General features: G+C 63.5%; 14 protein-coding genes. 8 read left to right on the top strand and 6 right to left on the bottom strand.

Going from position 1 to position 12898, the window contains the following annotated elements; translation table 11 throughout:
- The first annotated feature begins 26 nt into the window (after nt 1-26).
- Nucleotides 27-1439 carry a lactate utilization protein B gene (locus LDZ21_RS08985; RefSeq protein ID WP_244792882.1) on the top strand — a complete coding sequence of 471 codons (1413 nt, stop codon included), beginning with the start codon at nt 27-29 and terminating at the stop codon, nt 1437-1439.
- An 81-nt stretch (nt 1440-1520) separates the two neighbouring features.
- On the opposite strand, the gene LDZ21_RS08980 is transcribed toward LDZ21_RS08985, so the two are convergent.
- Nucleotides 1521-2054, bottom strand: a complete 534-nt coding sequence (locus LDZ21_RS08980) for a hypothetical protein (protein WP_244792881.1) — start codon at nt 2052-2054, stop codon at nt 1521-1523.
- A 263-nt stretch (nt 2055-2317) separates the two neighbouring features.
- Between LDZ21_RS08980 and LDZ21_RS08975 the strand changes: the two genes are divergently transcribed.
- Nucleotides 2318-2539 carry a hypothetical protein gene (locus LDZ21_RS08975; RefSeq protein WP_244792879.1) on the top strand — a complete coding sequence of 74 codons (222 nt, stop codon included), beginning with the start codon at nt 2318-2320 and terminating at the stop codon, nt 2537-2539.
- A 73-nt stretch (nt 2540-2612) separates the two neighbouring features.
- On the opposite strand, the gene LDZ21_RS08970 is transcribed toward LDZ21_RS08975, so the two are convergent.
- A complete protein-coding gene (locus tag LDZ21_RS08970; RefSeq protein ID WP_188885315.1) occupies nt 2613-3812 on the bottom strand; it encodes an amino acid aminotransferase in 1200 nt (399 codons plus the stop codon).
- A 420-nt stretch (nt 3813-4232) separates the two neighbouring features.
- Between LDZ21_RS08970 and uvrB the strand changes: the two genes are divergently transcribed.
- The 6 genes from uvrB (at nt 4233) to LDZ21_RS08940 (ending at nt 10333) form a co-directional block, all read left to right on the top strand.
- A complete protein-coding gene (gene uvrB / locus LDZ21_RS08965; RefSeq protein ID WP_035970082.1) occupies nt 4233-6329 on the top strand; it encodes an excinuclease ABC subunit UvrB in 2097 nt (698 codons plus the stop codon).
- A gap of 279 nt (nt 6330-6608) precedes the next feature.
- Nucleotides 6609-7154, top strand: coding sequence for an iron transporter (locus LDZ21_RS08960; RefSeq protein ID WP_404980509.1), 546 nt, complete (start codon nt 6609-6611; stop codon nt 7152-7154).
- A 77-nt stretch (nt 7155-7231) separates the two neighbouring features.
- On the top strand, nt 7232-7573 hold the full coding sequence (locus LDZ21_RS08955) for a cupredoxin domain-containing protein (protein ID WP_244792877.1): 342 nt from the start codon (nt 7232-7234) through the stop codon (nt 7571-7573).
- 63 nt (nt 7574-7636) lie between these two features.
- The gene (locus LDZ21_RS08950; RefSeq protein WP_244792875.1) at nt 7637-8488 is read left to right on the top strand and encodes an FTR1 family iron permease; all 852 of its coding nucleotides are present in this window, start codon (nt 7637-7639) and stop codon (nt 8486-8488) included.
- Nucleotides 8489-8496: 8 nt separating this feature from the next.
- Nucleotides 8497-9900: a 4Fe-4S binding protein gene (locus LDZ21_RS08945; RefSeq protein ID WP_404980510.1), complete on the top strand. Its 1404-nt coding sequence runs from the start codon at nt 8497-8499 to the stop codon at nt 9898-9900.
- A gap of 19 nt (nt 9901-9919) precedes the next feature.
- A complete protein-coding gene (locus LDZ21_RS08940) occupies nt 9920-10333 on the top strand; it encodes a GlcG/HbpS family heme-binding protein (RefSeq protein WP_244792871.1) in 414 nt (137 codons plus the stop codon).
- A 248-nt stretch (nt 10334-10581) separates the two neighbouring features.
- Here the strand turns inward: LDZ21_RS08940 and hemP are convergent, their stop codons facing one another.
- The 4 genes from hemP to LDZ21_RS08920 form a co-directional block, all read right to left on the bottom strand.
- Entirely contained in the window at nt 10582-10812 is a 231-nt protein-coding gene (gene hemP / locus LDZ21_RS08935) for a hemin uptake protein HemP (protein WP_244792869.1), read from the bottom strand.
- Between the two features lie 116 nt (nt 10813-10928).
- Nucleotides 10929-11417, bottom strand: a complete 489-nt coding sequence (locus tag LDZ21_RS08930; protein ID WP_244792867.1) for an SRPBCC family protein — start codon at nt 11415-11417, stop codon at nt 10929-10931.
- Nucleotides 11418-11459: 42 nt separating this feature from the next.
- On the bottom strand, nt 11460-11858 hold the full coding sequence (locus LDZ21_RS08925; RefSeq protein WP_244792865.1) for an OsmC family protein: 399 nt from the start codon (nt 11856-11858) through the stop codon (nt 11460-11462).
- 113 nt (nt 11859-11971) lie between these two features.
- Entirely contained in the window at nt 11972-12838 is an 867-nt protein-coding gene (locus LDZ21_RS08920) for a pirin family protein (protein ID WP_244792863.1), read from the bottom strand.
- Nucleotides 12839-12898: the final 60 nt, after the last annotated feature.

Raw genomic sequence — 12898 nt, 5'->3', positions numbered from 1 at the left:
AACATCGACTATCGACGAGTCCATCCATGCAAGTCCAGACGATGCACTTCAAGGCGCGAGCCGGCAGCAAGCTCGCCGACCAACGTCTCCAGCAGAATCTCACCAAACTCTCGACGAAGTTCGTCAGCGCGCGGGCGGCGGCGGTGCGCGATATCGACTTCGAAGCGACGCGCGCCGCGCTCAAGGAGCGCCGCAATCGCGCGCTCGAGAATCTCGACGTGTGGCTCGAAATGTTCGAGCGTGAGGCGACGCGGCGGGGCGCGACGGTGCTCTACGCGGAATCGACGCAGGACGCGGCGCGCCTCGTCGCGGACATTGCGCGCGAGCACGGCGTGAAGAAGGTCATCAAGACGAAGTCGATGGTGTCCGAGGAGATGCAACTCAACCGCGTGCTCGGCGAGATGGGCGTGCAGTCCATCGAGACGGACCTCGGCGAATACATTCTCCAGATCAACGACAACGAACCGCCGAGCCACATCATCGCGCCCGTGGTTCACAAGGACAAGGAACAGATCGCGGATCTGTTCGCGAAGACGCATGGCAAGCCGCGGCTCACCGACATCCCCGCGATGACACGCGAGGCGCGCGAAGTGTTGCGCCCGCATTTCATGTCGGCGGACATGGGCGTGACCGGTGGCAACTTTCTGATCGCGGAGACGGGTTCGGTCGCCGTCGTGACGAACGAGGGCAACGAAGGCATGTGTACGGTGATGCCGCGCGTGCATGTCGCGGTGACGGGCATCGAGAAGGTGCTGCCAACGCTCGAAGATCTGGCCACCGCGATGCGCCTGCTGCCGCGCTCCGCCACCGGACAGACCACGTCCAACTACTTCTCGCTGCTCACTGGTCCGCGTGCGTCGAACGAAAAGGACGGCCCGGAGCACATGTATTTCGTGCTGGTCGACGGAGGGCGTACGGGACTCCTCGGCGGAGAGTTTCAGGACATGCTGCGCTGCATCCGCTGTGGGGCGTGCATGAATCATTGCCCGGTGTATCAGAAGATCGGCGGACATGCGTACGGCTGGGTCTATCCGGGTCCGATGGGCTCGGTGCTCACGCCGGCTTACGTCGGCATCGACAAGACGCTGGACCTGCCGCAAGCCGCGACGCTCTGCGGCGAGTGCAATAGCGTGTGTCCGGTCGGTATTCCGATCTCGGATCTGCTGCGCAAGCTGCGCGAGAAGCAGATGGAGCGGCGGCTGCGCCCGTGGAGCGAGCGGGCGGCGCTCGCAGCGTGGGGCTTTCTCGCGATGCGTCCGGCCGCCTATGCGCTCGTCACCAAGCTGGCAGTGCGCGTGCTGGAGCGCATCGGCGGGCGGGAGAAGAAGCTAACGCGCATTCCGTTCGGCGCCGGATGGACAGACACGCGCGACATGCCCGCGCCCGTCGGCCGCACGTTCCGCGAGCTGTATAAAGCGCAGCAGTCGCATATCGGCTGATTGGGCGTCGTGCAAAAGGAAAGGCCGCGCCGGATCACGTGATCCGGCGCGGCCTTCCCTTTTTCACTATCGCGCGGACGATCAGCCGCCAGTGCGCCCGAGAAAGCCGCGGTCGTTCCCGCCGTGGTTGCCACCACCGCCACCGCTGCCGCGCGACGGAGCCTGCTGCGGTTGTTGTTGCGGCTGCTGCGGCTGCGGCGGATGCGGCCTCACGCCGCCCACTGCCTGCGGCATCGGCGCTGCGTTCGCCTGTGGCGGAGGACCGCCGCCGCCGCGTTGCGGCTGGCCGCCGTCCTGACCGTCGTGGCGGCCGCGACCGCCCTGACCGGAATACCCGTCGCCGTGCGGCCGGTTATTCCAGCCGCCAGGCGGGGGACGGCGATAACCGGGGCTGTCGTCCCAGTAGCGTCGGGGCCCCGAATAGTAACCGCCGCCAACGACGACGCCCGGCTGCACGACCGGCCCGCCGTAATAAGCGGGATAGGCTGGATACGCCGCGTATCCGGGATCGTCGTACACGGGATAACCGCCGCCGTACATCGGACCTTCGGGGTAAGCCGCGCATCCGCCCAACAGCAGCGCAGAGGAGAAGACTACTAAGCCAGCGACTTTCATGACCGTTGAAATATTGGTTGCACGTATAAGCATTAAGACACCGCTCGCTGCCCGATGTCCCCGACAACTTTGTAAGGCTTTATGACGGCCTGGCCGGGCCTGTTACAACACTCAGCGAAACTGGCCGATAACTTGCTTGTTGCCAGAGACGCAACGAACCTTCTCTGTTCGATGGCTTTTTCAGCAACGGTCGATTGCGTAACATCCAAAACGTCGACAAATGGGTAAATCGCCCGCAGCGACATCGAACCGAAGACAGTCTCATGAGAAAGACAATATCGACTTACTGGCCTCTCGCCATCCTGCTCATCGCCGCATTGACCTTCTGCATGCATGCCGAGGAGCGTGAATCGGCGGCTGCACGCCGTCAGCAAGTGGACGTCGGAAGCGTGAGCGCGGAACTGGCTCGCGCGATTTCGTACGGTCTCGTCGAAGCCGACGACGCCGTGACGCCCGCTCCGCACGCCGCTCCGCATACGCTTTAACGAGCCGGCATCGCCCACAAAAAATGGCGTCCTCCAACCGAAGGACGCCATTTTTATTTGCAGCAGACGGCGCTTACTTGATGACGCTCGCGACCGCGTTCGCGACGACATCCAGATTGCGCGTGTTCAGCGCGGCGACGCAGATGCGGCCGGTGCTCACGGCGTAGATGCCGAACTCTTCACGCAGACGGTCCACTTGCGCAGCGGTCAGTCCGGAGTAGGAGAACATGCCGCGCTGGGCATCGACGAACGAAAAATCGCGATCGACGCCCGCCGCCTTCAGGCGCTCGACGAGACCGTTGCGCATCGCGCGGATGCGGTCGCGCATTTCGCCCAGTTCCTGTTCCCACGTCGCGCGCAGTTCGGGCGATGCCAGCACCGCCGCGACGACCGATCCGCCGTGCGTCGGCGGGTTCGAGTAGTTCGTGCGGATCACGCGCTTCAATTGCGACAGCACGCGCGCCGATTCTTCCTTGGACGTCGTGATGATCGACAGCGCGCCGACGCGCTCGCCGTACAGCGAAAACGACTTCGAGAACGACGACGACACGAACACGTTCAGTTCAGCCGCGGCGAACAGACGCACGGCGGCGGCGTCCGCCTCGATGCTCTCGCCGAAACCCTGATACGCGATATCGAGGAACGGCACGAGGTTGCGCGCCTTCACGACTTCGACCACTTGCGCCCACTGCGCGGCGGTCAGATCGACGCCCGTCGGGTTGTGACAGCACGCGTGGAGCACGACGATCGTGCCAGGCGCATACCCATTCAGCGCGGCGAGCATGCCCTCGAAGTTCACGCCGTGCGTGGCGGCGTCGTAGTACGGATAGTTGACGACTTCGAAGCCCGCGCCTTCGAACAGTGCGCGATGGTTTTCCCAGCTCGGATCGCTGATGGCGACAGTCGCGTTCGGGTTCACGCGCTTCAAAAAATCCGCGCCGATCTTGAGCGCGCCCGTGCCGCCCAGCGCCTGCGCCGTGACGACGCGGCCTGCGGCGATCAGCGGCGAGTCCTTGCCGAGCAGCAGCGTCTGCACGGCGGAGTCGTAAGCGGCGATGCCGTCGATCGGCAGATAACCGCGCGGCAGCGCGGCGTCGACGCGGGCTTTCTCGGCTTCGCGCACGGCGCGCAGGAGCGGAATCTTGCCCTCTTCGTTGGTGTAGACGCCGACGCCCAGATTGACCTTGGTCGGGCGCGGATCGGCGTTGAAGGCTTCGTTGAGGCCCAGAATCGGGTCGCGGGGGGCGAGTTCGACGGCAGAGAAAAGAGACATGATCTATCGGCAGTGAGGAAAGGACGTGCGGCAGGGAGTGCGGACGGCGAAGTTTCTCGACCGCGTCGCGCCTCGATGGCCGGAAAGCTGGCTCGGCGCGCGGGCGTCGGCGGCGGCGAAAGCGTATGGGACGTCATTTCGCGCCGGCGAGCCCAGTCGCACATTGTAGCGAATCCCGCTCCGGTTTCGTCGGCGTGCGGTGCGATTGCGTGCTTTTTACCGGTCGAATCGCCGGAAATGGCCGCGAACCGCCGGGCGGCGCTTGAGATCACGCGGGCCAGCCCAATGTGCTTGAAACGACGCGCGGACAGGCCGCACAGCACGGATGCCGCGCCCGATTTCGCCCACCGCCCGGGCGCTGCGCCAGTTTTGCGGCAGCCGCTAGAATAAGTGTTTGCCCCGGCGAAGACTCTGGTACCCATGTCCGATACCCTCATCGAAGCGCCCGACGCGCTGGACGAGTCGAAGTTCATCACCTTCGACGGCTCGCCGTTTCAGCTCTATCAGCCTTACCCGCCCGCCGGCGATCAGCCCGCCGCGATCTCCACGCTCGTCGAAGGCGTCGAGGACGGCCTGTCGTTCCAGACGCTTCTGGGTGTCACCGGCTCGGGCAAGACCTTCACGATGGCGAACGTCATCGCGCGGCTTGGCCGGCCGGCCATCGTGTTTGCGCCGAACAAGACGCTCGCAGCGCAGCTTTACGCCGAATTCCGCGAGTTCTTTCCGCGGAATGCGGTCGAGTACTTCGTCTCGTACTACGACTACTACCAGCCGGAAGCGTACGTGCCGCAGCGCGATCTCTTCATCGAGAAGGATTCGTCGATCAACGAGCACATCGAGCAGATGCGGCTCTCGGCCACCAAGAGCCTGATGGAACGGCGCGACGTGGTGATCGTCGCGACCGTCTCGGCGATCTACGGTATCGGCAATCCGTCCGAGTATCACAAGATGATCCTCACGCTGCGCACCGGCGACAAGTTCGGGCAGCGCGACATCATCACGCGCCTGATTGCGATGCAGTACACGCGCAATGAAGCCGACTTCCAGCGCGGCACGTTCCGCGTGCGCGGGGACACCATCGACATCTTCCCGGCGGAGCACGCGGAAATGGCCGTGCGCGTCGAACTGTTCGACGACGAAATCGAGTCGATGCAGCTGTTCGATCCGCTTACTGGCCGCGTGCGCAACAAGATTCCGCGCTTCACGGTGTATCCGTCGTCGCATTACGTGACGCCGCGCGACACCGTCATGCGCGCGATCGAGACGATCAAGGAGGAACTGCGCGACCGGCTCGAGTTTTTCTATAGCGAGGGCAAGCTCGTCGAAGCGCAGCGGCTGGAGCAGCGCACCCGCTTCGATCTGGAAATGCTGCAGGAGCTTGGCTTCTGCAAGGGCATCGAGAACTACTCGCGGCATTTCTCCGGCTCCGCGCCCGGCGAGCCGCCGCCGACGCTCGTCGACTATCTGCCGCCCGATGCGCTGATGCTGCTGGACGAATCGCACGTGCTGATCGGCCAGTTGAACGGCATGTATAACGGCGACCGCGCGCGCAAGGAAAACCTCGTCGATTACGGTTTTCGCATGCCGTCCGCGCTCGACAACCGGCCGCTCAAGTTCAACGAGTTCGAACGCAAGATGCGCCAGGCCATCTTCGTTTCGGCGACGCCTGCCGATTACGAGAAAGCCAAAGCGGGGCAGGTGGCCGAGCAACTCGTGCGTCCGACCGGCCTCGTCGATCCGGAGATCGAAGTGCGGCCCGCGCGCTCGCAGGTCGACGACGTGCTCTCCGAAATCAATGTGCGCGTCGCGGCGCAGGAACGCGTGCTCGTCACCGTGCTCACCAAGCGCATGGCCGAGCAGTTGACCGAATTCCTCGCGGATCACGGCGTGAAGGTACGTTATCTGCACAGCGATATCGATACCGTCGAGCGCGTCGAAATCATCCGCGACTTGCGGCTCGGCACCTTCGATGTGCTCGTCGGCATCAACTTGCTGCGGGAAGGGCTGGATATTCCCGAGGTGTCGCTCGTCGCGATCCTCGACGCCGACAAGGAAGGCTTCCTGCGCGCCGAGCGTTCGCTGATCCAGACCATCGGCCGGGCGGCGCGCAACGTGAACGGCAAAGCCATTCTCTATGCCGACAACATGACCGACTCGATGCGGCGCGCGATCGGCGAAACCGAGCGTCGGCGCGCAAAGCAGATCGCTCACAATCAGGCGATGGGTATCACGCCGCGCGGGGTTCAGAAGCGCATCAAGGACATCATCGATGGCGTCTACAGCGCCGACGACGCGCGCGCCGAACTGAAGGAAGCGCAGGCGCGCGCGAAGTTCGAGGACATGACCGAGAAGCAGATCGCGAAGGAAATCAAGCGGCTCGAAAAGCAGATGATGGATCACGCAAAGAATCTCGAATTCGAAAAAGCGGCGCAGACCCGCGACCAATTGGCGCTGCTGCGGCAGCGTGTCTTCGGCGCGAACGTGGGCGACCACGTGAGCGGCGCTGGCGGAAAGTGACGCCAGACAAGGCCCGAAGCGAAACCGGGCGGCGGACTTAAGGTCCGCCGCTTTTTTTTGCGCCTTTTCCGTCCATGACTGGGGCGCCCGAAAAGCCTTACTGCGACTGGGTGTGTAAGCCGCTTCAAATTGTTGCGTCCATCGAACGATGCTAAACTGACAAACATTGAGAATGGTTCGTATTACCGTTCATGGTGGCGGGGTGATCGGCCGTTTTGTAGCGTGGCCGCGCGGCAGTAATTGACGCGTGAGCCGATCCATAAAAAGAAGGAGTACCTGATGGGTTCTACGTTGATGCGCGGCCTTGTCGCCGCTGCTGGTCTCACGGCGATGATGGCGGCCTCCGCTGCCGAATATCCGATCGGAAAGCAGCACATCGAAGGCGGCATGGAAGTCGGCGCCGTCTATCTTCAGCCGATCACGATGTCGCCGGAAGGCATGATGCGCAAGGCGTCGGATTCGGACATCCACCTCGAAGCCGATATCCACGCGGTCAAGAACAATCCGACCGGGTTCGCGGAAGGCGACTGGATGCCGTACCTGAACATCACGTACGAACTCTCGAAGGTCGGCACGACGCAGACGATCAAGGGCGACCTGATGGCGATGGTCGCTAGCGACGGCCCGCACTATGGCGACAACGTCAAGCTCTTCGGGCCGGGCAAGTATCACCTGAAGCTGCACATCTCCCCGCCGGCCGAGACCGGCCATATGGCTTTCGGCCGCCACACGGACAAGGAAACGGGCGTCGGCCCGTGGTTCAAGCCTTACACGATCGAGTACGACTTCCCGTTCGCGGGAATCGGCAAGAAGGGCGGGTATTGAGCATCGCGCGACCGCGCGCTTGATTCACGCGCCCGGCTGTCTTCAAAGGCCGGGCGCGTTCATCTCAGGAAGTACGCATGAAACTTAGAAGCCAGGTGGTTGCGATCGCGTTGTCCGCCGTGTTCGGGGCGGGCGTTGGTATCGCGCAGGCCGCCGATCTGCCGACGTTCAAGCTGGAAATGAACGACGGCAAGCTGAACCCGGTGCGCATCGAAGTGCCGGCGGGGCAGCGCATCAAGATCGAAGTGCATAACGTCGGCAAGGGCGCCGCCGAATTCGAAAGCGTGCAGCTGCGCAAGGAAAAAGTGCTCGCGCCGGGCGCCGATTCGTTCGTCGTGATCGCCCCGCTCGATCCAGGCGAATACAAGTTCTTCGACGATTTCCACCAGACAGCGCAAGGCGTCATCGTCGCGAAGTGATGTTCCTGCCGCGCGATTTTTTCGCGCGGCGGTAGTGAAGCAGAACTGCAGGAGGTTTGCGTTATGGGGCAGGTCCTTTTCATCGTTTGGCGGGAGAGTGTCGAGGCGTTGCTGGTCGTCGGCATCCTGCATGCGTGGCTGAAAAACGGCGACCAACAGGCGCGCCGCGGCCTGCCTTATCTGTGGTTCGGCGTCGCGGCCGGGCTGCTTGCGGCTATCGCGCTCGGAGCGGCGCTCATCGGTTTCACCGAAGTGCTGTCCGGCAATGCGCAGGATTACTTCCAGACCGGCATGGTGCTGATCGCCTGCGTGCTGATCGTGCAGATGGTGCTGTGGATGAAGCGTCACGGCCGCACGCTCAAGCGCGACATGGAAACGTCGCTGAAAAAGAGCACGCAGGACGGGCACTGGTGGGGCATCGCGCTGCTGGTCGCGCTCGCGATCGCGCGTGAAGGCAGCGAAACGGCCGTATTTCTCTACGGCGTCGGTTTCGGGCAGTCCGGTCACGTGCCGGCGTCGCAGTACGTGGCGATCATCATTGGCTTCGCGCTCGCGCTGCTCACGTTCTATGTGCTGCAGCTCGGCGGCAAGATCTTCTCGTGGCGCTCGTTCTTCCGCGTCACCGAAATCATGCTGCTGTTCCTTGCTGCCGGCCTTTTCGAAACGGGCGTCGACAAGCTGATCGACATGGAAGTGCTGCCGGTCATCGTCAATCAGGTCTGGAACACGTCCGCGCTGCTCGACGATTCCACCACCTTCGGCTCGCTCGTCGCGACGCTCACCGGCTATCGCGCGCATCCCGCCGGCATGAATCTCGTCGCTTACGCGCTGTACTGGATCGTCATCTATCTCCTGATGCGCCGTTCGAACAACCAGATGGCGCAAAAACAAAAGGCGGCTGGCCGCCCAGCATGAGCTCCGAGATGCAACAAGGTGTGCGAGTCCCGAGCCGGCTGCAGCAAGCCGGCCAATGGATGCAACAACACGGCAGCACGATCCGCGGAATCCAGTGGGTCGTGGTGGCCGTGTACGCTTTTCTGATCCTGGTTCCTGCAGTGATGCCGCTGCCCGACGGCTCCGCGCATCTCTGGAACAATCTGACGCTCGCGGCGCAGTTCGTGTTCTGGGGCATCTGGTGGCCGTTCGTGCTGCTGTCGATGGTGATGCTCGGCCGCGTCTGGTGCGGCGTGCTGTGTCCCGAAGGCGCGTTGACCGAGTTCGCGAGCCGCTTCGGCCGGGGCCGCGCCATTCCGCACTGGATGCGCTGGGGCGGCTGGCCGTTCGTCGCGTTCGGCCTGACGACGATCTATGGCCAGATGGTCAGCGTCTATCAGTATCCGAAGGCCGTGCTGCTCGTGCTCGGCGGATCGACCGTCGCAGCGATGATCATCGGCGCGTTGTACGGCCGTGAAAAGCGGGTGTGGTGCAAGTATCTGTGCCCGGTGAACGGCGTATTCTCGCTGCTCGCGCGCCTCGCGCCGTTCCATTACAAGGTCAACGAAGACGCCTGGCGGCGTTCGTACACCAAGGGCGAGCACGGGCATCGCGTGATCCCGATCAACTGCGCGCCGCTCGTGCCGCTGCGCAACATGAAGGGCGCCGCCGACTGCCACATGTGCGGACGATGCAGCGGTCACCGCGACGCCATCGCGCTGTCGTGGCGCTCGCCCGCCGACGAAGTCGTGAATCAGGGCGACAAGGCAGCGAATCCGTGGGACACCGCGCTCATTCTCTATGGCCTGCTCGGCATCGCGATCGGCGCGTTCCACTGGACCGTGAGCACGTGGTTCGTCGATCTCAAGCAGTTCTTCGCAGGCTGGCTGATCGACCACGATATTCTCTGGCCGCTCGAAGCCAACGCGCCGTGGTTTCTGTTCACGCATTATCCGGAGCAGAACGATGTCTTCTCGTGGCTCGACGGCTCGCTGGTCGTCGGTTATATCGTCGCGACGGGTCTCGTCTATGGCACGGCGCTGCTCGCGCTCCTCGCCGGGGGCGGGCGTATGCTCGGCACGGGCAGCGCCAAACGGCTGCATCATCTGGCGCTCGCGCTGATTCCGATTGCAGGCGTCGGCGTGTTTCTCGGCCTTTCCGCAACGACGGTCTCGCTGCTGCGCGCCGAACATGTGCCGCTGTGGTGGGTTACGGGCCTGCGCCTTGGGCTGCTCGGCGTCGCCAATGTATGGAGCGCGTGGCTCGCGTGGCGCGTGACCGGCCGCTACGCGACGACGCTTGTTCCTCGTTTCGCGGCGATGTTATGGTTCGTGGCAGCGCTGGCCGTTGCGGACAGCGCGTGGTATCTGATGTTCTGGGGCTTTTCACGCTAACCGGACCGCGAGCGAGCCAATGAGAACGAAACCCGTACTGACCGACGATGACGTGACAGCCATGGCCGCCGCCGCCGAGGCTTTCGCGAAGCAGCATCAATGGAACGTGACGATCGCCATCGTCGATGAAGGCGGGCATCTGCTGCATCTGCATCGGCTGGATGGGGCGGGCGCGAGCACGGTCGAAATGGCGACGGGTAAGGCGCGCACCGCCGTGCTCGGCCGCCGCGAAACGAAAGCCTACGAGGACACCATCAAGCAGGGACGCACCGCGTTCCTGTCCGCACCGATGACCGCGATGCTCGAAGGCGGCGTGCCGATTTTCGTCGGCGTGGATATCGTCGGGGCGGTGGGGGTGTCGGGCGTGAAATCGGATCAGGATGCGCAGATTGCCCGCGCGGGCATCGGGGCGCTGGGTATCGAGAACGTCTGAGGCGTTCGCCGCCAAAAACAAACGGCACGCTTTCGTCAGGAAAGCGTGCCGTTTCGTCTTTTACGTTCGCCATGCAGGCGCAATCGGCAGGAACCAAAAAAAGCGGCTTCGCTTGCTACCGACGACTGGCTGGTGTTTGCACGAAGGGGTCTAAATTCTCGCGTGCAAGTCGTCCTTGCTGGCTAAGGCCAAACACCTCCTGGCGAGGTGGTCCCCACAATACACGGTACGTACTGCTGTTCTTTCCGCTACTTCGTCAGGATCAGCTTACCCAGACGCGTAGCGCGCAACTGATAGGTCTCCCCGTTATGCACGATCGCGATGTGACTGCGGCCCTGCAGCAGCGTATCGCTGCGCAGCGAGCGCTCGGCGTTGGCATCGGCGGCCGGGGCGGGCGTCGCCTTGGGGCGGGTGATAGCCGCGTCGCGAACAGCCGGACGGCGCAGCCTGAGCGTGGAGGATCGCAGCGTGTCGGTCATGTCGGTCGGAAGGTGAGTTCGTTGATTCGATGGACCTATAGTAAATGATAACCATTCCTATTTGCAAGCAGACTTTCCGATCAAAGCGCGGCTTTCGATAGCCGCGCTCCATCTGCTCAGTGCAGCGGGCTTTCGCCTGTGCGTCCGTGCGCGTACTGGCGAATGAGCCGCACCGTATCGATGTCCGACTCGCGATACGCCGATTTCACGATTTCCTGCGTCTGCCGCTCGTCCGGCGTCGGATGATCGTTCTCCGGCAGCGTCGTGCTGTAGGTGAAGCGCAGGAAGAGCTGAAGCGCATCCGGCTGCTCGATCGCCATCGTCAGCGAACCGCCGACGTGTTCGGCGGTTGGCAGGATGTCGTAGCGCACGCTGTCGTTCGGATACAGCGTGACGCGATCGCGCACGACGGCCTGGCCGTAATGCAGCTCGCGCTCCATGATGTCGCCGTCGCGGGACAGGATCGCGCAACTATCGAGTCCGAGCACGAACAATTGCGGCTGCTCGGCCCGCAGGACGAGGCCTTCCCACAACTGCTCGCGCGTCAGCGATGCGACGAGCGGGTTGTGCGGATCGTTGATCTGGATCAGGTGTTCAAAATTCAAAACGACGTTTCCTTGGACGTTCGTGATGCCGCTGCGAGGCCGTCAGGCTTCGGCGAGTCCGGAATCGATGCGGATCGCGCCGGACAGGACCTTGTGCATCGGGCACGCGTTGGCAATTTGCAAGAGCCGTTCCCGCTGTTCGGTGTCGAGTGCGCCTGTCACGCTGATGCGACGGTCGATGACCGTGCCGCCGTCCGCGCTTTTCATCGACAACTCGACGCTCACCGATTCGAGCGCCCAGCCTTTGCGCTTCGCATACATCTTTAGCGTGATCGACGTGCACGCGCCCAGGCTCGACAGCAGCAGGGCGGCCGGTTGCGGGCCGGAATCCGCGCCGCCGAGGCTGACGGGTTCATCGGCGAACCAGGTGTGCGTGCCGTCGTCGAGGCGCGTTCGAAATTCAGCCTCGCCGATGCTGGCGGTCACGACAGGAGCGGACATGCGCTTTTCCTCGAGTAGGGAACGGACGCGCCGGACAAATTGATACGGCGCGGGACGAACGGCCATTGTGACGCAATGTGCTCGTTCGTGCCGCGCCGTTTTGCGCTTTTGAATTAGTGCGTGATCGCGCCCATGCGGCCTGACTGATAGTCGATCACCGCCTGACGAATCTCGTCTTCCGTGTTCATCACGAACGGACCGTAGCGCACGACCGGCTCCTTGAGCGGCACGCCGCCCAGCAGCAGCAGCTCGACGGGCTCATCGCCGGCGGCGAGGGTGATCGTGTCGGCGTCGTCGCGGAAGATGACCATCTGTTGCGCGCGCACTGGCTGGGCTTGCGGACCATACAGCGCCGTGCCGGACAGCGCATACGCGAACACGCGGAAATCGCGCGGCACGCGATGCTCGACCTTCGCTCCCGGCTGCAGCGAGAAGTGCTGATACAGAATGGGCGTGCGCGTTTCGATCGCGGCCTTCACGCCGAGCGCCTCACCGGCAATGACCTTCACGCGCACCTTGCCGTCTTCGCTGGTCGCGACCGGAATGTTCGCCGACGGAATTTCCTGATAGTGCGGCGCGATCATCTTGTCGCGTTGGGGCAGGTTGACCCACAGTTGCAGGCCGTGAACGCGCCCGCCGCGCTGCGTGAACGCCTCGCCCGGCATTTCGCTGTGCACGACGCCCGCGCCGGCCGTCATCCATTGCACGTCGCCCGCGCGCAGCGTGCCGGAGTGGCCGGCTGAATCCTTGTGGCCAAATTCGCCTTCCAGCATGTAGGTGACGGTTTCGAAGCCGCGATGTGGATGATCGGGCGCGCCCTTCGCCTCGCCGGGCGCGTAGTCGACCGGACCCATTTCGTCGAGCAGCAGGAATGGGTCGAAGTCCATCAGAAGGCGCGTCGGAAACGGACGATACACGACGAAGCCGCCGCCTTCGACGGTGCGGGTCGCGGGAATGATGCTCGAAATGGTGCGGCTCATGGTGTCCTTGCCTCGCGTCGCCAATAGGGGAATGGCGCTAAATTTGGAACGATGGAGCTA

Source organism: Caballeronia grimmiae (assembly GCF_022879615.1).
Taxonomy (GTDB): Bacteria; Pseudomonadota; Gammaproteobacteria; order Burkholderiales; family Burkholderiaceae; genus Caballeronia; species Caballeronia grimmiae.
Note: the sequence above shows the minus strand (reverse complement) of the source record. Positions and strands in the feature narration are given on the sequence as shown.

Excerpts from the sequence above, each read along its gene's own strand:
- LDZ21_RS08985 (WP_244792882.1), top strand. The coding sequence starts at position 27 with ATGCAAGTCCAGACGATGCACTTCAAGGCGCGAGCCGGCAGCAAGCTC.
- LDZ21_RS08980 (WP_244792881.1), bottom strand. The coding sequence starts at position 2,054 with ATGAAAGTCGCTGGCTTAGTAGTCTTCTCCTCTGCGCTGCTGTTGGGC.
- LDZ21_RS08975 (WP_244792879.1), top strand. The coding sequence starts at position 2,318 with ATGAGAAAGACAATATCGACTTACTGGCCTCTCGCCATCCTGCTCATC.
- LDZ21_RS08970 (WP_188885315.1), bottom strand. The coding sequence starts at position 3,812 with ATGTCTCTTTTCTCTGCCGTCGAACTCGCCCCCCGCGACCCGATTCTG.
- uvrB (WP_035970082.1), top strand. The coding sequence starts at position 4,233 with ATGTCCGATACCCTCATCGAAGCGCCCGACGCGCTGGACGAGTCGAAG.
- LDZ21_RS08960 (WP_404980509.1), top strand. The coding sequence starts at position 6,609 with ATGGGTTCTACGTTGATGCGCGGCCTTGTCGCCGCTGCTGGTCTCACG.
- LDZ21_RS08955 (WP_244792877.1), top strand. The coding sequence starts at position 7,232 with ATGAAACTTAGAAGCCAGGTGGTTGCGATCGCGTTGTCCGCCGTGTTC.
- LDZ21_RS08950 (WP_244792875.1), top strand. The coding sequence starts at position 7,637 with ATGGGGCAGGTCCTTTTCATCGTTTGGCGGGAGAGTGTCGAGGCGTTG.
- LDZ21_RS08945 (WP_404980510.1), top strand. The coding sequence starts at position 8,497 with ATGCAACAAGGTGTGCGAGTCCCGAGCCGGCTGCAGCAAGCCGGCCAA.
- LDZ21_RS08940 (WP_244792871.1), top strand. The coding sequence starts at position 9,920 with ATGAGAACGAAACCCGTACTGACCGACGATGACGTGACAGCCATGGCC.
- hemP (WP_244792869.1), bottom strand. The coding sequence starts at position 10,812 with ATGACCGACACGCTGCGATCCTCCACGCTCAGGCTGCGCCGTCCGGCT.
- LDZ21_RS08925 (WP_244792865.1), bottom strand. The coding sequence starts at position 11,858 with ATGTCCGCTCCTGTCGTGACCGCCAGCATCGGCGAGGCTGAATTTCGA.
- LDZ21_RS08920 (WP_244792863.1), bottom strand. The coding sequence starts at position 12,838 with ATGAGCCGCACCATTTCGAGCATCATTCCCGCGACCCGCACCGTCGAA.